The following is a 20086-nucleotide window of genomic DNA, read 5'->3' as shown; positions in this document are numbered from 1 at the left end:
GTCGCTTGCTACCTACACGCTCAGTTAGTTTTCCTTGGGAACGGTACTTTCTACGCTTTGCTGCTGCACGGGGCGCACGCTTTCCAGGGCCACCTGCAACACGTTGGTGCGGACGTTCATGCTGGAAATCTTGTTGTTGCGGCGCGAAGGATTCACGCGGTTGGTGAGTACAATACACACGATTTCCTCTTTCGGATCAACCCAGAAATACGTACCTGTGAAGCCGGTGTGACCATAGCTTTGCGGGGAGGCGCTTTTGGCCGAATTAACCGTTGGGTTGGTGGCAGGCCTATCGAAGCCGAGGGCCCGGCGGTTGTCGGGGCAGAACTGGCAGCGGGTGTACTCGGCCAGGGTTTCGGACTTGAGCAGCTGCTGACCGCCGTACTTGCCATTCCAAGCGTAGAGCTGCACTATTTTGGCTAAGTCATTGGCATTGCCAAACAGGCCCGCGTGCCCAGAGAAGCCACCCAGCAACGCCGCTCCTTCATCATCGACGGTGCCGTGCAGCAACTGCCGACGGAATAGGGAGTCGTATTCGGTGGGGGCAATGCGGCTGAGGGGGAAGCGGCGCGTGGGGTTGTAGCCCAGCGTAGTAGCACCAAGCGGCCGGTACAATTCGTCGTTTACGTATTGCGCCAGCGGCTTGCCAGATGCCGATTGCACGAACCTGGGATACATGATGAACGACAAATCCGAGTACACGTAGCCTGGTTTCTCGTTCAGCGGCGACTCGGCAATGGCCTTGGTGATGCGCTCCGGAAAATCCTTGCGGGCCCACAAGCCGGTAGCTGCGCGCAACGGAAAGCGCGCCGACGAATCAGGACGGAAGTAGCGGCGGCTAAGTTCCGAAGGCTTGGTGACGGACACGTCTTTGGCGTCCGGGCTGTTGCCGAATAGCGCGTTGAACACGCCCCGGGGCTTGGTATAGTCTTTCCAAAACGGTATCCAGGCTTTCAGGCGGGCCTGGTGCGTGAGTACGTCGCGCAGCTTCAGGTCCTGCTTGTTGGTGCCCATAAATTCCGGGAAAAGCTGCCCCAGGGTCATGTCGAGGTTGAACTTGCCTTGGTCTTGGAGCTTCATGAGGGCCGGCAGTGCCGCCGAAACTTTGGTCACGGAAGCTAGGTCGTAGAGGTCGGTGTTGCGGACGACGCGGCTCGGGCGGCCACCTTGCGAGGGCGCATCGGCAAAGGTGTGGGTGCCGTAGCTTTTGCGCAGTACCACTGTCCCGCGCCGCGCAATCAGGACCTCCGCGCCGGGAAAGGCCCGGGCTGCCAGCGCCCCGTTCATGATGGAATCCACGCGGGCTTCAAGGTTGTTGTTCATGCCCACCGCCTCGGGGAAGCTGTAGCGCAGCCGGATGCCGCCCTGCGTAGTGAGGCCCGCCCCGTAGCTATACCGGTCCGTTACGGTTACGGGCAGCTTGCCGGTAGCGGAAATACCCCCGAAAATTACCTCGGCGGCTACATCCTGCGCGTTTTTGCTTTCCTGATAAGCCAGCACCACGGCATCGGCGCGGTCTAGGTCTCGGATTTTGGCCACGGCATAGGCTGAGCCGAACACCGATACCACCAGTTTCTGGCCGGGCGTCCCTAGCTCGCGCAGCAGTACGTTGGCTTCGGCTGTCACCCCGAAGTTGGTGGCGGGGAGTCGGCCTAAGTTGTTCATGCCCACCAGCACCACGTTGTAGGCTTTCAGGGTTTCGCGCATCTTGGTTAGCTCGTCCAGCGCTGGCGTGGCCGGCAGCCAGAAGTGGCGCACGGGCGCATAATCGGCTACCATGCGCTGGAAATCGGTGGTGTCTTTGGTGCCGATGGTGAGCGTAGCTAGCCGGAGCGTATCGAGGCGTTGCAGCGGCAACAGCTTCCTTTGGTTGCGCAATACCGTCACGCTTAGCTCCGTGAGGTGTTTGCTCATGTACTGCGCGTGCGGCGTGTTCAGGTCGGCAACCAGGTTCTTCAGCTCGATGGGCTTGTAGTGGTTGAGGCCCGCCCATTCTTTCAGGGCCAGCACTTTGCGGCAGCGCGCATCAAGGTCCGCCTGGCTGATGCGGCCACTATCGATGGCGGCCCGCACCATTTTCAGGGCCAGCGGAATGTTTTTCGAGAATTCCAGCACGTCGTTGCCAGCCAGCAAGGCCCGTACATCGGCGTCGCCGGGCGGGTATTTGCTGATGACGCCTTTCATGTTCATGGCATCAGTGAAGATGACGCCCTGAAACCCTAGCTTCTCTTTCAGCAGGCCCGTGGTAATGGGTTTGGATAGGGTGGAAGGCATGCCAGTGGTGTCCAGCGCCGGAATGTTGAGGTGAGCCACCATCATGCCCCCCAGGCCGCGCCGCATCAGGTCCCGAAACGGAAACAGCTCCAGCGTGTCTATCCGCTTCCGGTCGATGCGCAACAGGGGCAGGGCCAGGTGCGAGTCGGTATCGGTGTCGCCGTGGCCTGGGAAGTGCTTTGCCACCGCCAAAATGTTGGCGTCCTGCATGCCTTTCATGTAGAGGTAGCTCTTTTCGGTTACGCTCTGGCGGTCTTCACCCCAACTCCGAAACCCAATGACCGGGTTGGCGGCGTTATTGTTCACATCCACCACCGGCGCAAAATTGACGTGCATGCCCAACCGCTTGAACTGCGCTGCTACTTCCGTGCCCATGTCGTAGAACAGCTGGTTGTCGCGGATGCCGCCCATGCTCATCTGGTAGGGGAAACGCTGGACGCTGTCGAGGCGCATTCCTACGCCCCATTCGGCATCCATAGCTACCAGCAGGGGCACGCGGCTCTGGCTCTGGTAGCGGTTCAGAAGCCGGCTTTGGCGCACCGGGCCGCCCTGAAAAAAGATCACACCCCCAATGCCGTACTGCTGAATGAGGGCCGTAATCGAGTCTTCATCGATGCGCTTGCGGTTGGAATAGGCGGCCACCATGAAAAGCTGCGCCACCCGCTGGTCGGGCGTGAGCGTTTTCATCACCGAATCAACCCAGCGGGAACTGGCCATCTGACGGGCAAAGGGCACGGGCTGGTTGCTGCTCTTCGCTCGGGTGGCAGCTTTCGCCGTAGCGGCTTTGCGGCTGGCAGTGGTAACAGAGCTTGTTTTCGTAGTGGGTTGCTGACGGCGTTGGGCCGAGGCGTCGGGGGCGGTCCATAGCACCAGCAACAGGAGAGGCAGGAGGCGGGATAACGACAACAGAGTAGAAGAGAAAGGTGTGAAGGCGAATGTAAGGGAATGCATGGGTTAGAGCCAGAAGTTGCGCGTCCGCCGCACAAAAGCCGCAGGCATATGGAAGCCAACCGACCACCTCCCAAAAGCTGAGAGCTGGTGGGCCGTTGCATAACAGCACGCTTTGACCAGAGTGTGTGCACGAAGCCTCCTAGGTTCAATTGCTATTAGCAAGGGGCACCAGCTGGAAGCGCCGCCATATGTTCTACCTCACGCAGGGCAATGGCTTGCGTGATAGTGCTGTTGCAGCAACGCATATAAAGGAAGCGCAACTAGTTGACTAGGCGCTACATCATCCTCAGCTGTAGGGTTATAGGATTATGTCATTATCTCAGAAGATTGAATTTTTTATACAAGCTTACGCTTAGTTTCGTGCGCTATATCCTTTTGCTATTCCGTCCTGCGAGTTGCCTTACTAGCCTCGTAGGCGGCTGCGGCTGCACCTGCCGTAGGCCATCATGTAGTTACTGTCAGGGTACACACCACCTTGGCAACTCGCCCTGTCGTCGTGCTGGTTGTCTGCCTTTAAAAAGGCGGTTGACCGCTGATAACGTCCCTGCCTCCCTATTGCTCTTGCTCTCCGGTTCTCTGTGCCAGTTGTGGCGCTGCTAAACCCTTGTGCTCTTTCTGGCCGGCGCCAAGCTGCGAACCTCGCTTACAACCCTTCTTTCCTACCAACCAACCCTAATCTTCCTTAGTATGAACAATGGTACAATGACCGGTATGCGCACGTTGCGCTCTTGGGGGGCTGGCCTCCTGTGTGCAGCAGGGGCCTTGCTGTTGCCCTTAAGTGCGGCGGCGCAAACCCTAACGCCAGTGCAGCAATACGGCCAGCTGAAAGTGGCTGGCAACAAGATTGTTGACAAGAACAACCAGCCTATTAGCTTGGCCGGCAACAGCTTGTTCTGGAGCAACGACGGTTGGGGCGGCGAGAAATATTACAATGCCAATGTGGTCGGCTGGCTCAAGAACAACTGGCAAGCCAAAATTGTGCGCGTAGCCATGGGCACCAACGAAAGCGGCGGCTACCTCAGCAATCCAACCCGCGAAAAGCAGAAAGTGAAAACGGTGGTAGATGCCTGTATAGCCGCGGGTTTGTACGTCATCATCGATTGGCACTCGCATCAAGCTGAGCAGCAACAGCAGCAAGCCATTGCCTTCTTCCGCGAGATGGCCACCACCTACGGCAACTCCCCTAACGTGCTGTATGAAGTGTACAACGAGCCCTTGCAGGTGTCGTGGAGCGGCGTGGTGAAACCCTACGCCGAAGCCGTGGCTGGCGCCATCCGAGCCATCGACCCCGACAACCTCATCATCGTGGGTACGCCCACCTGGTCGCAGGATGTGGATGTGGCCGCCAACGACCCGATTACCCGCTACTCCAATATTGCCTACACCCTGCACTTCTACGCAGCCACCCACAAAGCCAGCCTCCGAACAAAAGCACAAGCAGCTCTTAGCAAAGGGGTTGCGCTATTCGTGACAGAGTACGGCACTACGGAAGCTTCCGGCAACGGCTACGTAGACGCCGCCTCCACCCAGGAATGGATGACGTTTATGAAGCAGAACGGCATCAGCCACCTCAACTGGGCGGTAAACGATAAAGCAGAATCAGCCTCGATTTTCAAGCCCGGCACCAGTCCTACGGCTGCGTGGTCGGACAGCTACCTTACGCAGTCGGGAGCCTTAGTGAAAGGCTACATCCAGAATTGGAATGGCACCACCACCGGCGGAGGTACCACTACGCCGCCCCCAACCACGCCACCCACTACGGGGGGCACCACGGTGCAGGCCGAAAGCTACAATGCCATGTCGGGCGTGCAGACCGAAACCACTGCCGACACGGGGGGCGGCCTGAACGTGGGCTACCTCGACGCCGGCGACTGGATGGCCTATACCATCGACGTGCCCACGGCCGGCGACTACGTGATTCAGTATCGGGTAGCTAGTTTGAGTGGCGGCGGACGTATCAGCCTAGAGCAGAACTCGGGTACGACTGTTCGGGGTACCTTGGCGGTGCCCGCTACCGGTGGCTGGCAGACCTGGACCACTATTTCGCACACCGTTAGCTTGGCGGCAGGGCGGCAGAACATTGCCATTGGAGTGGCTGCTGGTGGCTACAACCTCAATTGGTGGAGCTTCACGAAAGCCACGACCGGCGGCCGGGCAGCCACCACGGAGCCAGCTACCGTGTCGCTGTACCCCAACCCCACCCAGAGCCAACTGACGGTATCGGTGCCAACTACCAGCAGCAGCGTGCAACTAACAGTGTTCAATGCCAAAGGGCGCGAGGTACTCACCCGTAGCAGCAGCAATTTGAAGGGCGGCGAAATGCTGGTGCCCGTTTCTGGGTTAGAGCCAGGTATTTATTCGGTCCGAGTGAGCAACAACGGTGTCATTACCACGCACCGCTTCGTGAAAGAGTAATGCTCGACAGCAAACAAAGTGCAGCACGAACCTAGGCTTAGGCTCTGCTTTCACTGAATCTGTTTGTTAGGCTAAGCCAACTTGGCCGCTACACAACAAAGGCCCACTCAGCGCTTGTGCTGAGTGGGCCTTTGTTGTGTAGTTCGTAGTAACCAGGTCTTGAACTCAATAGCTGTGAGAAGCATAAGGATTCAAGCTGCAATCCGTTGAGGAAAATGCTACTTTGTGCGGCGCGAGAGCAGCAAGATTCCAGTGCCCTGCAACCGCTTATTTCAACCACAAGCCTGAGGCGTTGCGTGAGCAGAGGTGTAGGAAACAGGTGAGAAAAGAGATAATTGCTAAATCCTTTAAGCACTTGTTGGGAATACACCCTTTATTTGTGCAGCCCTGTTGGTCGGCGCATTCGTCAACAATAACCTACGCACCTCTTACTACCAGCTTTTATGCTCCAAACCGGTAAAATGCTGCCCCTCGTACTGGCAGCGGCACTACTTGGCCCCGTGGCTGCGCAGCCATCAGGGCAAACACTAGCACCATCAGAGGGAGCAAGCACCACGAAACCCGCTCCAGCGAAGCGCCCCACCAAGTTTGTGAAAAAGCACGGGCAGTTGCGCGTGGAAGGCACGCAGCTAGTTGATCAAGCCGGCAAGCCGGTGGTGCTGCGCGGCTTGAGCTTTGGCTGGCACAGCATGTGGCCTCGCTTCTACACCGAAGAAACAGTGCAGTGGCTGAAGGAGGATTTCAACTGCAACGTGGTGCGGGCAGCAGCGGGCGTGGAATCCGGGGAAAAGAATTACCTCAAGCATCCGGACTTCTCGAAGGAAAAAATCCGGGCGGTGGTGGATGGCGCCATTAAGGCCAACATCTACGTGATTATTGACTGGCACAGCCACAACATCAACCTCAACGAAGCTAAAGCCTTCTTCGCCGAAATGTCGAAGGCGTATGGCAAGCAGCCGAACGTCATCTACGAGGTGTTCAACGAGCCTGATTATGAGAGCTGGCCCGAGGTGAAAGCGTATGCCGAAGAAGTAATCAAGAGTATTCGGGAAAACGACCCCGACAATGTGATACTGGTTGGCTCGCCGCATTGGGACCAGGATGTGCATCTGCCGGCCGCCGACCCCATCAAGGGCCAGAGCAACCTGATGTACACCATGCACTTCTACGCGGCCACCCACAAGCAGGAACTGCGCGACCGGACCGAAGCGGCCATCAAGAGCGGCCTACCAATATTCGTTTCCGAGTCGGCGGGCATGGAAGCTTCCGGCGATGGTCCTCTGAACTACGCAGCGTGGCAAGAGTACATCGACTGGATGGAAGCCAACAAGGTGAGCTGGATTACCTGGTCGGTTTCCGACAAAGACGAAACCTGCTCTATCCTGAAAAAGACAGCTGCCTCTACGGGCAAGTGGAAAGACGAGGATCTGAAAGAATCGGGGCTCAAAGTGCGGGAGTATCTACGCAAGTACAACGTCGAGAAGTAGGTTCTTTCCCAGGCAACTACAGCAACACGCCAGCCAGCGAAGGAGAATTCCACTGCTGGCTGGCGTGCTGCTGTAGAAACGTCGGCCTTAGGGCTTCACCTCGATATCCTCGGCGTAAATCACCTTGCCATCTTCGCCTTTTAGGGCGGCCGCTACGAACAGCTTCTTGCCTTGCTCACGGAAGCGAAAAACGCCGTAGTGCTTCTGGTTGACGAGCGGGCCCACGCGGTACTGGTTGTCTTCGCCTTTGTTGTTGACGGCTGGGTGCGTGAGGCCGCTGGACGTAATTTCATACACGGGGTAGGGCATGCCCGCCGGCGTTATTTTGGAAAACTCTCCGATGTGCCGGTCGCCGCTAACGAGTAGCACGCCCTTGGCTTTGCTGGAAGCTAGCAGGTCGAGGAAACGTTGGCGCGCCACGGGGAAGTTGGCCCACTTCTCGTACGGGTGCTGCTGGGGCACAAACTGAATGCCCGAACCAATGATGTGCACGTCGGCGGTGCTGTTGTTGAGCTGCTGCTCCAGCCACTGCCACTGCGCGGCACCCAGGATGTCGCCGGTAGGATTGGCGATGTAGGCTTTCTGGGTGTCTTTCGTTAGCGCGTCCTGGTGGTACCGGTCGTCGAGCAGAATCACTTTCACCTTCTTGCTGCCCACCTTGTACTCGTAGGAAGCATAGATGCCCTCCTGTTGGCGGCGTGGGGTATTGGCGGGCTCTTGAAGAAAGTCGAGGGCGAGCTGCTGGCTTTCCTTTTTGTAGGGATACTCTTTGCCGGCATCGTTGCGGCCGTAGTCGTGGTCGTCCCAGGTGCCGATGATGGTGGGCACTTGGGCCCGAAACTGGCTGTAGCCGGGCAGGTTGTACTGTTTGTCGTACTTGCCTTTAAGCATCGCCATGTCGTCGGTGTCGCCATAGATGTTGTCGCCAAGCCAGATCCAGACATCGGGCTTTTCCTTGGCAATAACGGGCCACATAGGCTGGGGCAGATCGATGCGGTTGCAGGAGCCAAAAGCTACCGTTAGTTCCTTCTTGTTTTGTGCCTCGGTAGCCGAGCTGCCAAATAGCATGCCCGCCGATAGGAGGATTAACAGGTGTTTTTTCATCCGGCAAAGATGGTAAGCTGGCGTCTGCTTGGTGCAGAGCCGCATGTGAAGTGTTTGTTAACTAAGTGATGCATAGGTGAAGCGCACACGCTAGCAACGACTCACAAGCACAGCCTACTGGTGGTTGCTAGAGCGCCACCTACCTCTGGAAACAGAAAAGGGCTGCCAGAATATCTGACAGCCCTTTTCAATGTGAAATTCAATGCCTGGCAAAGAAGGCCAAGGGGAAAAGCGGTTAGCTTTTCTTCACGGCTTCAAAGCGACGGTTGGCTTCGCTCCAGTTGACTACGTTCCAGAAAGCGGCTACATACTCAGGACGCTTGTTCTGGTACTTGAGGTAGTAGGCATGCTCCCACACGTCGAGGCCCAGCACCGGCGTGCCGTGCTGGATACCCGGCAGGTCCATGAGGGGATTGTCTTGGTTGGGGGTCGAGGAAATAAACAGCTTGCCGGCTTTGTCGGCGCTCAGCCAAGCCCAGCCGGAGCCAAAGCGGCTGGTGGCCGCCGTAGCAAACTGCTCCTTGAACTTGTCGAACGAGCCGAAGCTGCTGGTGATGGCCGTGGCCAACGTACCCGTGGGCTGCCCGCCGCCTTTCGCTGACAGCAACTGCCAGAACATAGAGTGGTTGAAGTGACCACCGGCGTTGTTGCGCACAGCATCCGACTGCTTGCTGGCCGAAGCTAGCAAGTCGGCCAACGACATTTTCTCTTGTGGCTTGCCAGTCACGGCCTCGTTCAGCTTGGAAACGTAGGTTTTGTGGTGGGCATCATGGTGCACTTCCATGGTACGCGCATCAATGTGGGGCTCTAGTGCATTGAAGGCATAAGGCAAAGCCGGAAGGGTAAAAGGGCCGTCGGCAATAGGGGTGGCGCGGGCTTCGCGGAGCAGCTTTTCGTCGTGGGCGCGGGCCAGCAAAGCGGGGCTAACCAGGGCACCGGCCATGGTCAATAGACCGTTTTTCAAAAAATCTCGCTTCAGCATGACGTGGAAAATTGGAGTGAAGGAAAGAATGATACCAGCGAAGGTACCAAGATAGGTTCCGCCGGGTGTACGCAGATGAAGAAAAAGGTATCGTACTGAACAGTAAAACAGCTTCACCGAGTGAAGTAGCCGAATCGGTATTGTATTTGTATTCCAGCGAGAAACTTCCACTTTTTCCATCACCGAAACTTCACCCTGGCCTACCTTTGTGGCCATAACATATGCTTCGGCCTTCTTTATCCGTTAGGACTTCACTTTCATTGTTCATTTAACCAGTACCGCCTTGTTCTCGTCTGTTTTTTCTATCCGTCGTTGGTCGCCGTTGCGCTTGCTGCTAACGAGTGGACTTATCTTGGTTGCCCTTCTTGGCCTCAATTCAGCTGCCCTGGCCCAATACACGGTGCGCGGTACCGTGGTTGATAGAGAAACCAAAGAGGTGCTGCCCTTCGTGAGCATTTCGGTGGCGGGCACCACCAACGGCACTGCCAGCAATGCCAACGGAGAGTTTACGCTGGTGCTCAAAGACGTGCCCCGTACGCTGGTCTTCTCGGAGCTAGGTCACCTGCGCGACACGGCGCGTGTAACCCAAGCCAACTACACCACTCCGCTGCAAATAACCATGGCCCCGGCCTCGGTGGCGTTGCCCGAGGTGAAAGTGAACAGCTACCCTTTCCAGCTGGTGGAAAAGGCGTTTCGGCAACTGCAAAGCAGCTACTCCCGCAAATTCTACGGCAAAGCCTACTACCGGCAGCTCACGCGCATCAGCAATGAGCCCACTGAGCTCCAGGAAGTGGTGTGGAACGTGAAATCCAACCCGGCCCGCATCGAAGGAACCACTGTGGCGCAGGGACGCTACGCGGCCAAGCAGGCCGCCACCGCGTTCAGCAACTTCTCGATTTACACCCGCCGCTACGGTCTCTACGACGCTGGTATGGACAGCACCAAGTCGTTGGCGCTGCTCAGCCCCAACACCGTGAAAAACTACTTGCTGGAACTGAAAGGCTTGCTCGACCAAGACAGCAGCACCATTGCGGAAATATCCTTCGAGACGCGGCCAGAAATCAAATACCAGTCTTCCGGTACGATTTGGATCAATATTGAAACCAACAAGATTGTGCGGTACAAGATGACCCAGCCCAATTTTACGGCCACTTCCAGCAACCCCAACCAGCAGTTCAAGAACCCTAAGCTGTCGGTGGATATGGTATTTCAGCCTTCCAGCGACTTGGTTTCTCCCATCGACCACATGCAGGTAGACCTCACCGCCGACTTGGTTACGGGCACCAAAACCGGCACCGTACCACTCAGCGTAACGTCGTTCACTTACTTCTACGACACCTCCACGAAGGCCACCAACATTCCCTACGCCCGCGCCAGCCTCGACGACCGGGACTTGGAAACAATTAAAGCCACCAAATACGACCCTGAGTTCTGGGCCAATAATCCGGTGGTACAGCGCACGCCTGTTGAAGATGAGGTAGTAGCCTCGTTCGAGAAAAAAGGCGCTTTCGGGACCATGGTTAAAAAGCCCCAGCCCAAAGCTGGCGCGCAGAAATAATACACCACAAAGCCGCGTAGCACCGCCCAGTAGCTCTGCCTTCACGCAACACGGCACCAGCAAGCTACCCATGTAGAGGGTGGCGCTGGTGCCGTGTTGCGTGAAGGCAGTGTGCGTTTGTGAGGATGCTAGTGAGGCAGAAGCTGGTTATGACAGCTAAGAGTTTGCCAACCTAGATATGTATAATCTGCTCCCGTACAAACTACCTGTTACAATGGCCTTTTAAAATTTAACTAGCTGACAATCAGTGGTAGATGGTAGTTTACCGCATGATTATGTGACCCGCGTTTTTTGCGTAGCGGAGAGAGGCACTATAGTTTTGTTATATAGAAACTTCTCTATGTAATAAAAACTCCCGCTATGAAAAAGATGATAGTTGAAAGTGAATCCCCGATTGCAAAAAGCAAAGTGGGGGCAGAAGCCGTAATCAGTGGCTCTGCTGACATGTACGGTGCGTGCAGCATCGAAACGTTCAGTTCAGCCAGCCCGCTTGGGCTCACGCACGAAGACGCGCAAGGCTGGATAGATTATGTAACCAAGTTCACGCCCGGCAACTTCTGGTATAAGGATTCCGGGGTTCAGGTTTGGCTGTACGAAGAGCAGTACGACAACTGGCAGGACACCTACGGCGCTGATGCGGTAGTAGCCTTCTACCACTCCGGCCACGGCGCCATGGATAACAATGGCGTGTTCCAGATTCCTCTGGGCAGCAAATGGAGCAACCGCGACTGGGCTTTCTCGTCCGACATGCGGCTCGGCAATGAAACGGTGCGCTACATTTTCTGGTCCACTTGCTATTCATGCCGCATTTCTGGCACCCACAACCCTATTCGTACGTGGCACCCCGCCAACCTCGGGTTCAGAATGCTGTTTGGCTTCGAAACAGTTAGCGTAGACGACGCCAACTATGGCAAGTTCTTCTGGGAAGAGTGGAACAAGAACAAGTCTTTCAGCACTGCGTGGCTAGACGCAAGCTGGCGCATCTCGCACAACCAAACGCCCACCGTCGTCGCGACGGGCGCTACCGCCGCGGAGGCCCAGAACCGGGTGTTCAACGAGCGAATTTTTGATGGCGCTGCTACCTCCCGCAACTTCTATCATTGGCGCTGGTACAGTGCCGCTGCTACCACTTCGGAGATGCTGCTGGCTTCAACTGCTGCTATTCCAGCAGAACCCAAAATAGCTATTCTGGAAAGTGCTACTACGCAGGACAGAGAATTAGTGAAGGCCGCAACTGTATTAGGCTTCTCGAATAAAGCAACCGAAACCATGCTCTATGATCGGGACGGGAATGCGTATTTGAAAGACGGCGACAAACGCGCATCGGTAGCGAAAGACGGTACTATTAGCATAGTAACTGGCAAGTACAATTATGAAAACACTCGCCAGATCAGCCAAGACAAAGCAATTACAATTGCCAAGTCTGTACTAGCTGAAACCGGCTTCGATAAAAAAGCGGATTTGCGGATTGAAAAAGTAATTCATGGCTTTAGCTGCGGCGGTTCCAGCAAAGGCGGTGGCGAAATTGGAGAACCAGTTGTTACGGAAACCATCGTGCAGTTCCGGCAGCTCATTGATGGCCTGCCAACCATCAACGACGGCAACGGCTTGGTGCGGGTGAGCATTGATAATGATGGAAACGTGATTGCCATCACAAACTCCGCGAAAAAAGTCGTGGACCTCAGCACGAAAGCCAAATCAACGCTTGCCCCCGACAGCAACAGAAAAGGCGCAGCCGACAGCAAGTATGCGTCGTTCGACGAAAAAACGCTCGACAAGTTATTTCAGCAAAAGCTGGCTGCTATTCTTGCTCGAAATAGCGCCACCGAAACAAACGGTACCGGCGCTTTAAGATCGGCTAGTGCCAAAGACGCCGAAATTATTGAAGAGAAAATAGGCTATAACGTGAACGGAGGCTACGGTAGCATAGAAGCACAGCGTGAATATGAAGTTGATTTTGGTGACAATCTGAAAAAGAGATATAAAGTAAGAGTGCCTATCTATTCATAGTATCCAGTATCTACTAGCAAAAGAAAAAGGCTGCCACACGGTAGCCTTTTTCTTTTGCTAGTAGATAACGGGTCCGCGTTATCTAGTTTGGTTACGGATTGGTGCTCCACATACCAGCTTCTTTGATAAAGATGCGGCGGTTGAGTTTGAGCTGCGACACGATGAACTCAGCTAAGTCTTCGGGCTGCATTACCTTATCGGGGTTGCCGTCGGTGAGCTTGTTGCTGATGGCAAGCTCGGTGGCAATGGTACTAGGAGTGAGGGCCGATACGCGGATGTTGTGCTTGCGGACTTCCTGCATCAGCGACTCGGTGAGGCCCATAATGGCAAATTTGGACGCACTGTAGGCACTGGTAGTGGCCGCGCCGCGCTGGCCAGCCGTGGAGGCAATGTTGATGATGTCGCCGGTTTCGCGAGCTATCATGCCGGGCAACACAGCACGGGTGGTGTAGTAGGTTCCCATCAGGTTCACCTGCACAATGTGTTCCCACTCAGCCGGGTCCATGTCAACGAGCTTGGCGAACGTGCCGATGCCCGCATTATTGATTAGGATGTCGATGGTACCTAGGGTGGCTTCGGCTTGAGAAACGGCCGTCTCCACCGCAGCGCGGTCAGCCACGTCAGCCACCACGATGGTCGCCTTTACACCCAAGGCTTCCACTTCTTTGGCAACGTCCTGCAATTGACTCTCGGTCCGGGCCAACAAGGCCACGTGTACGCCCTCTTGTGCTAGGGCAAGCGCCACGGCCCGACCAATACCTTTACCTGCGCCCGTTACAAGGGCATTTTTTCCACTGATGGATTCCATAGGAACTTAGAACGTGAGAATGTAAACGAGAGAAGCTTGTACAACCGATCTGCGGCGAAACAGTTATCTTACTTTGGTGCTTTGCATATGGTTGACGGGGACGCCAAGCTTTTGTTGGCACAGGTTAGCGGCACAAAGGTAATTTCTTGCTTTATTGCCAGCGTTGGTAAGAAGTTTGGGCTGTTTTGGTGCGTGTTTTAGAGGTATGTAGCTGAGGCGCACAGTGTTCAGATAAGCCCGGCAGTATAGCTGCTCGATATATTGTATTTTAATAAGAAAAATTAGTCATCAGATACAGCGACTTGAATTATTTCTTTATTACTTGTCTTTTTATATTGCAAAATAATAATGGTTGATTGCATGTAATTAGATAAGTCACTTAAAATATTATAATCTTTATAAATTGAATTGAATATTTCTTATTTATATGTATCTATCTGTATTTCTGCTGTTTAGGCATCATAAAGTTGTGGTAAGCGTAATTTGCCGAAGAATTAAGTCATGCTTCGTCAAACGCAATTACTATGAAACCCACCTTACTCACTGTCTTTTTAGCCTTCTTTTGCCTATTTGGCTCCATTTCGGAGTCGCAGGCACAGGCCACCAGATACATATCGAGGAGCAATGGTCCGTGGAACTCCCCGAGTACTTGGACAGCCATTAGTCCAAATGGAACGCTAATCTCTTCGTTTCCTGCTCCAAATGCTAATAACGATGTAGTCATCGGCCACGACGTTAGGCTAAATATCAATTATGATGTTAGTGGTAACAACGGAGCACTAACTATCACGGAGGCAGGCACATTATCTCATACTGGTCAGTTCACATTGACAGTAGGGGATCAACGCGGTAGTGCACAACAGCGCATCACAGTAGCGGCTCGTACAACGCTTGCTATGAACCTATACAAAATTGAATTTATAAAAGCAGAAGGGACCATTGCAGCTCCGCTTGCAACTGCTTCCTGCATGACTGTTGGCAACCAATCTGACTTATTTGTTCCAACTACTATCACCGTAAACGGCAACTTAGTTGTGCCACAGGGTAATGCTGCTGCAAATGGCCTAGATGGCGGTGGAAATGCTAGATCTATAATCCGGGTTAGAGGTAGATTGGACGGTAATCCGAACGCCTTAAGAAATTTCATTTTCGTAAACGTGCAGATCCAAAACGATCCTGAGGTTAACCAGGATTGTGACGTACTGGTGCCTCTTCCCGTGGAGCTAATTAGCTTCGATGCTAAGTACAACAACAGCCAAGTGGTACTCCGCTGGGCCACGGCATCAGAGAAAGACGCCCTCAACTTTGCGGTGGAGCGTTCTTCGGATGCCAAGAATTTCAGCCCCGTTGCTGTAGTGCAAGCTGCTGGTAACTCTTCCACGCGCCGCGACTATGAAGCAACTGACCGCAATGTGCGTAACGGATTGAGCTACTACCGCTTGAAGCAAACCGACTTGGACGGCACATTCACGTATTCGCCCGTCGTACCTGTACAAGTAGGGGACGACGCACAGCCACAGCGACTGGAAGCCTACGGTGACCAAGGCAACCTCAACATTGTACTGCAAATGCCAGGTACGGTGCAGCAACTGCGAGTACTCGATATGATGGGCCGAGTGCTTTACACCGAATCCATACCTGAAGGCGCTACCGGCCTTGTTACACGCTCGGTGCCCATGGGTAGCGAAAACCGCGTGTACATGGTGCAAGCCGTTACGTCGGAAGGAGTGGTAAGCAAGAAGTTTGCAACGATGCGTTAAATAACCAATACCCTTGCCAGCACCCGTTACAAGGACATTCATTCCTGTAATGGACTCCATAAGAGCTCGAAGTGCATATAACAGGTTCGCGTCACCATAGGTGGTTACCACGAATGGCATAGGGCACACGCGCACAAATTGATACAAGCCGAGAAAAGGGCCTGAAATAACTTTCAGGCCCTTTTTTGTATACTGGATTATGCCAAGGAAAATAGCAGTAAGCGGCATCTGATCTGCGTTTCCGGGGCCTCCGAATGCCTTCCGAAATTTATACTGAAAGCTGGTAGGAGATATCTTAAGACACTTTTTGTGTTGAAATATTTTAATTGAAGAAATCCTATTTGTATAAAACCATTTTTTATGTATCTATCTGTATAGTTGCGGATTAGCTATTAATCGGTTTTCAGGAAAGGTAAGTTTGTTGCAGAATTGACAACTGCTCTGCTAAACCTGCCCTCTATGAAAACGCCTTTACTGTTCTTTTTTAGCATGTGGTTCTGCGTGCTAAACTTCGCCTCGAACGCGTACGCACAACCGGGGTCGAATACGCCTATCATCTACGAGTCAAGAACGCCCAACGGCTTGTGGACTGCTCCTAGTACCTGGACTGCCACCCAAAACGGAGTACCCGTGCCCGACTCGTATCCCGTACCTGGCGCAAACAATATCATCACAATCAACAACACAGTTCGGTTGAATACCGACTATGCAGTGGGTGGAGACGACGGCTTGCTGACCATCACACCTACTGGAACGTTGGTGGATGCGGGAGGACATACACTCACAATTGGCGACATAAGAGGAAACTCGAAGGAGCGTCTTAGAGTGCAAAGCCGCTCTGGTGGCAATGCGCTTGATCTGTTCAAGATTTCGTTTATCAAGGCCATCGGCACCCTAGCCGCTCCCATGCAAACTAGCTCGTGCGTAACTATTGCCAATAACACGGTCTTGTCTGCTCCTAGTAGCATTACAATAGGTGGAAACCTAACCATTACGCAAGGCAACACGGCCGTGGAAGGACTAGACGGGCAGGGGAGAGGCACCCTCCGGGTGGAAGGGTCTATTATTGCCACGCCTGGTGCCGTTCGGAACTTCGTGGCAACTAATATATTCGTCAACAACACACCTTTTGACTGCTTGGCTGGGCCGCTGCCCGTGGAGCTGATAAGCTTCTCCGCTCGTTTGGAACAAGCACAAGTGAACGTGCGGTGGGCCACGGCTTCCGAGATGAATGCTGCTAGCTTCGTTGTAGAGCGCTCTTCAGACGGCAAAAACTTCAGCACTGTGGCAACGGTGGCGGCGGCCGGTACTTCCGCTGTCCGTCATGACTACCAGGCCACGGACTACGGCATGCGCAACGGCTTGAATTATTACCGCCTCAAGCAAGTAGACCTGGATGGCACCTTTTCTTACACGCAGGTGGTGCCCGTGCAAGTAGGAAGCGCAACGTCGAAAGTAGAAGCGTACGGCAGCCAGGGCAACCTGAATGTGATAGTGCAAGTGCCGGGCGCCTTGCAACAGTTGCGGGTGTTGGATACCATGGGGCGGGTGCTGTACACAGAAACACTAACAGCTGCGCCAACTGAGCTTGTGAAGCGCAGCATCCCTATGCCTGCTGCCGAAACGCGCGTGTATATAGTGCAGGCTGTCACATCGGAAGGAGTGATAAGCAAGAAGTTTGCGACGACGCCTTAAACTGCCACCATCTTTTGCTGGTGCTGCTTCCCACCTGAAAGCCTCTAAGAAACGCTTCTTGGGGGCTTTCCGGTGTCGGACCGGTTACAAGGTCTTGTCATAAAAGGCAAACTTTTTCCTTGGACCGTGCAAACCGCTTACCTTTTGACCACAAAACTCTGTTGTGCTTTTCTACATGAAGAAATTTGCCTTTACTGGCTTGCTAGCTGCAACCCTATTAGGTGCTTGCAACCAACAAAAACCTGCTGCGGATGGCAGCACTCCTATCGAAACGGACATCAGTAAAATCAAGGACCTATCAGGTCTGTTTGCGGGGTACTGGGAAGAGCAGGCGCGCCTGTTCCCGCTGGAGGCTACCACGCAGGGCGACAACCGCTACAACGACCAGCTGCCGAACGACCAAACCCGCGCCTTCCGCCAGCAGGTGCAAGGCTTCTACGAGAAATACCTCAACGGCCTCAAGAAATTCAACCGCGAAAAGCTGTCGGAAAACGACAAGATCAGCTACGACATCTTTCAGTATGACTTGGAAACCAAGCTGGAAGGGTTGAAGCTGAACCTCTGGATGATGCCGTTTCAGCAGTTCTGGGGCTTGCCCATTTCTATGGGGCAGTATGGCTCCGGCGAGGGAGTGCAGCCGTTCAAAACAGCTAAAGACTACGATAACTGGCTGGGCCGGGTACGTGGCTTCTCGGTGTGGGGCGACTCGGCTATCGTCAATTTCCGGCAAGGCATGAAGGCCGGGGTGGTGCTGCCCAAAACGCTGGTGGAGCGGATGGTTCCGCAGATGCGTGCTTTAGAAGTGACGGACCCAACTAAGAGCTTGTTCTACGGCCCCATCAACCGCTTCCCAAAAGAAATTTCCGCCGAAGACAAAGAGCGGATTACAGCCGCGTACAAGAAAGCCATCATGGAAGAGCTGGTGCCTACGTACCGGAAGCTCGGCAACTTCTTGGAGAAAGAGTACCTGCCCAAAGCTCGGACCACTACCGGTATTGCGGCTGTGCCTGGCGGGCCAGAAATCTACCGCTACTACGTGAAGAGCTGGACTACCACCGACAAAACGCCCGAGGAAATTTACCAGACTGGCTTGTCGGAAGTGAAGCGCATTCGTACGGAAATGGAGAAAGTGAAAGCGCAAGTTGGGTTCAAGGGTGACTTGAAAGCCTTCTTTGCGTCGCTGAAGACCGACCCCAAGCTGATGCCGTACCAGACGCCGGAAGATGTGTTGGGCGCTTTCCGGACTATTCAGGCTAAAATCACGCCCAACCTGTCCAAGATGTTTGGGCGCACTCCCAAAACGCCGTTTGAAATTCGACAAACCGAAGCCTTCCGCGCCGCCTCGGCCTCAGCCGAGTACAACCAAGGCAGCCCCGATGGCTCCCGGCCTGGCATCTTCTACATCCCGATTCTGGACGCCAAAACCTTCAACGTGACGTCGGGCATGGAGTCGTTGTTCTTGCACGAAGCCATTCCGGGCCACCACTATCAGATTTCGCTGCAACAGGAAAACGACAAGCTACCGAAGTTTCGCCGGTTTGCCTGGTATGGAGCCATGGGCGAGGGCTGGGCGCTATACACCGAAAGCCTGGGCAAAGAGCTAGGGCTCTACACCGACCCCTACCAGTACATGGGCGCCCTCGGCGACGAGATGCACCGCGCCGTCCGCTTGGTAGTAGACGTAGCCATGCACAGCAAAAACATGACCCGGGAACAGGCCATTGCCTACATGCTAGAGAACGAAGCCATCAGTGAAGAAGGCGCTACGGCCGAAATCGAGCGGTACATGGCTATTCCGGGGCAGGCGCTGAGCTACAAAATAGGCGCGCTGAAAATCCGGGAGCTACGCGAAAAATACCAGAAGCAGCTAGGACCTAAGACGAATGCGCTGCGTGAGCAGTATCCAGGTCAAAATAAGGAGCATTTCCATTTGGCGGGTTTCCACGATGAGCTGCTCAAAGACGGGGTGATGCCGCTTTCAGTGCTCGAACGCAAGATGGATACCTGGGCTTACGGCGAGAAATAACCACTAAGCGCGCACAGAAAAGCGGGCTGATTTCTTTGATACAACGTCAAAGAAATCAGCCCGCTTTTCTGTGCGTGCCTGTTAGGCCTGATGCAGTGCTTCCAGTTCGGCCATATCTTCCTGCGAAAGTGAGATGGAAGCTGCTTTCATATTCTCCTCCAGGTGCTGCACTTTCGAGGTGCCCGGGATGAGCAGGATGTTGGGCGCCCGGTGCAGCAGCCAGCTCAACGCCACTTGTTGTTTGGTGGCGTTGTATTTCTGGCCAATCTGGTCGAGTTTGCTGAGGGCCTGCTCGTTGCCGCCGCTGAGCGGATACCACGGAATGAACGCAATACCGTGTTGCTCGGTGTACTCCAGTTCGGCCTCCCACTTGCGGTTGTCAACACTGTACATGTTCTGTACCGACACCACCCGCACGTATTCCTGGGCCTTCTTGATTTGCTCGACGGTGACCTCCGACAACCCAATATGCTTCACCAGCCCTTGTTCCTGGGCTTGCTGCAAAAATTCCAGCGTTTGTTCAAAGGGTACCTCCGGGTCGATGCGGTGCAGCTGGTACAAGTCGATTTGATCGAGCTTCAGCCGCTTCAGGCTGCCTTCCAATGCTTGCCGCAGATGGTCGGGGTGAGCATTGATGGGCCATTGGTTGGGACCTGTGCGCGTAAGTCCACCCTTAGTAGCAATCACCAGACTGGACGGATACGGGTGTAAGGCCTCGGCAATCAATTCTTCCGATACGTTCGGGCCGTAGCTATCAGCGGTGTCAATGAAGTTGACGCCTAGCTCCACCGCCCGCTTCAGTACGCGTATGGATTCGTCGTGGTCTTTAGGTGGACCCCAGATACCGTCGCCGGTGATGCGCATGGCGCCGTAGCCCATGCGGTTGATGGTGATATCGCCGCCCAATGTGTAGGTAGCGTCAAAAGAAGTGCTGGTTGTGCCTGCCATGATGAGTAGTCTAATTGGAATGAAAAACGATACTACCACTAACGTATTCCACGCCAACAAGGCGATGA

General features: G+C 54.4%; 12 protein-coding genes. 7 read left to right on the top strand and 5 right to left on the bottom strand.

The features are described 5' to 3' along the window. Positions 1–24: 24 nt before the first annotated feature. A complete protein-coding gene (locus MTX78_RS16560; protein ID WP_243796548.1) occupies positions 25–3225 on the bottom strand; it encodes a glycoside hydrolase family 3 N-terminal domain-containing protein in 3201 nt (1066 codons plus the stop codon). Positions 3226–3912: 687 nt separating this feature from the next. Between MTX78_RS16560 and MTX78_RS16555 the strand changes: the two genes are divergently transcribed. Together MTX78_RS16555 and MTX78_RS16550 are read left to right on the top strand one after the other, a co-directional pair. Continuing rightward, positions 3913–5640, top strand: a complete 1728-nt coding sequence (locus MTX78_RS16555) for a cellulase family glycosylhydrolase (RefSeq protein ID WP_243796546.1) — start codon at positions 3913–3915, stop codon at positions 5638–5640. Between the two features lie 443 nt (positions 5641–6083). Then, entirely contained in the window at positions 6084–7127 is a 1044-nt protein-coding gene (locus MTX78_RS16550) for a glycoside hydrolase family 5 protein (protein ID WP_243796544.1), read from the top strand. Between the two features lie 87 nt (positions 7128–7214). On the opposite strand, the gene MTX78_RS16545 is transcribed toward MTX78_RS16550, so the two are convergent. After that, positions 7215–8231, bottom strand: coding sequence for an alkaline phosphatase D family protein (locus MTX78_RS16545; protein WP_243796538.1), 1017 nt, complete (start codon positions 8229–8231; stop codon positions 7215–7217). Between the two features lie 235 nt (positions 8232–8466). Further along, positions 8467–9213, bottom strand: coding sequence for a superoxide dismutase (locus MTX78_RS16540; protein ID WP_243796537.1), 747 nt, complete (start codon positions 9211–9213; stop codon positions 8467–8469). Positions 9214–9496: 283 nt separating this feature from the next. Between MTX78_RS16540 and MTX78_RS16535 the strand changes: the two genes are divergently transcribed. After that, on the top strand, positions 9497–10771 hold the full coding sequence (locus MTX78_RS16535; protein WP_243796531.1) for a carboxypeptidase-like regulatory domain-containing protein: 1275 nt from the start codon (positions 9497–9499) through the stop codon (positions 10769–10771). A gap of 360 nt (positions 10772–11131) precedes the next feature. Then, entirely contained in the window at positions 11132–12781 is a 1650-nt protein-coding gene (locus MTX78_RS16530; RefSeq protein WP_243796529.1) for a DUF6345 domain-containing protein, read from the top strand. A 91-nt stretch (positions 12782–12872) separates the two neighbouring features. Here MTX78_RS16530 and MTX78_RS16525 read toward each other — a convergent pair whose 3' ends face one another. Then, the gene (locus MTX78_RS16525) at positions 12873–13589 is read right to left on the bottom strand and encodes a 3-ketoacyl-ACP reductase (RefSeq protein WP_243796528.1); all 717 of its coding nucleotides are present in this window, start codon (positions 13587–13589) and stop codon (positions 12873–12875) included. 1157 nt (positions 13590–14746) lie between these two features. Between MTX78_RS16525 and MTX78_RS16520 the strand changes: the two genes are divergently transcribed. From MTX78_RS16520 to MTX78_RS16510, 3 genes are all read left to right on the top strand, one after another. Beyond that, complete coding sequence (locus MTX78_RS16520; RefSeq protein ID WP_243796526.1) at positions 14747–15349, top strand: T9SS type A sorting domain-containing protein; 603 nt, start codon at positions 14747–14749, stop codon at positions 15347–15349. A 459-nt stretch (positions 15350–15808) separates the two neighbouring features. Then, positions 15809–17044 (top strand): hypothetical protein, encoded by a 1236-nt coding sequence (locus tag MTX78_RS16515; RefSeq protein ID WP_243796524.1) that lies wholly within the window; start codon positions 15809–15811, stop codon positions 17042–17044. Between the two features lie 175 nt (positions 17045–17219). Beyond that, positions 17220–19070 (top strand): DUF885 domain-containing protein, encoded by a 1851-nt coding sequence (locus MTX78_RS16510; RefSeq protein WP_243796522.1) that lies wholly within the window; start codon positions 17220–17222, stop codon positions 19068–19070. Positions 19071–19151: 81 nt separating this feature from the next. On the opposite strand, the gene MTX78_RS16505 is transcribed toward MTX78_RS16510, so the two are convergent. Beyond that, positions 19152–20018: an aldo/keto reductase gene (locus tag MTX78_RS16505; RefSeq protein ID WP_243796520.1), complete on the bottom strand. Its 867-nt coding sequence runs from the start codon at positions 20016–20018 to the stop codon at positions 19152–19154. Between the last annotated feature and the right edge of the window lie 68 nt (positions 20019–20086).

The sequence above is a fragment of the Hymenobacter tibetensis genome, from assembly GCF_022827545.1.
GTDB classification, from domain to species: Bacteria; Bacteroidota; Bacteroidia; order Cytophagales; family Hymenobacteraceae; genus Hymenobacter; species Hymenobacter tibetensis.
Note: the sequence above shows the minus strand (reverse complement) of the source record. Positions and strands in the feature narration are given on the sequence as shown.

Bases quoted from the DNA above. Each gene is read 5' to 3' on its own strand.
- MTX78_RS16525 (WP_243796528.1), bottom strand. From the start codon at position 13,589: ATGGAATCCATCAGTGGAAAAAATGCCCTTGTAACGGGCGCAGGTAAA.
- MTX78_RS16505 (WP_243796520.1), bottom strand. From the start codon at position 20,018: ATGGCAGGCACAACCAGCACTTCTTTTGACGCTACCTACACATTGGGC.
- MTX78_RS16540 (WP_243796537.1), bottom strand. From the start codon at position 9,213: ATGCTGAAGCGAGATTTTTTGAAAAACGGTCTATTGACCATGGCCGGT.
- MTX78_RS16515 (WP_243796524.1), top strand. From the start codon at position 15,809: ATGAAAACGCCTTTACTGTTCTTTTTTAGCATGTGGTTCTGCGTGCTA.
- MTX78_RS16555 (WP_243796546.1), top strand. From the start codon at position 3,913: ATGAACAATGGTACAATGACCGGTATGCGCACGTTGCGCTCTTGGGGG.
- MTX78_RS16550 (WP_243796544.1), top strand. From the start codon at position 6,084: ATGCTCCAAACCGGTAAAATGCTGCCCCTCGTACTGGCAGCGGCACTA.
- MTX78_RS16560 (WP_243796548.1), bottom strand. From the start codon at position 3,225: ATGCATTCCCTTACATTCGCCTTCACACCTTTCTCTTCTACTCTGTTG.
- MTX78_RS16530 (WP_243796529.1), top strand. From the start codon at position 11,132: ATGAAAAAGATGATAGTTGAAAGTGAATCCCCGATTGCAAAAAGCAAA.
- MTX78_RS16545 (WP_243796538.1), bottom strand. From the start codon at position 8,231: ATGAAAAAACACCTGTTAATCCTCCTATCGGCGGGCATGCTATTTGGC.
- MTX78_RS16510 (WP_243796522.1), top strand. From the start codon at position 17,220: ATGAAGAAATTTGCCTTTACTGGCTTGCTAGCTGCAACCCTATTAGGT.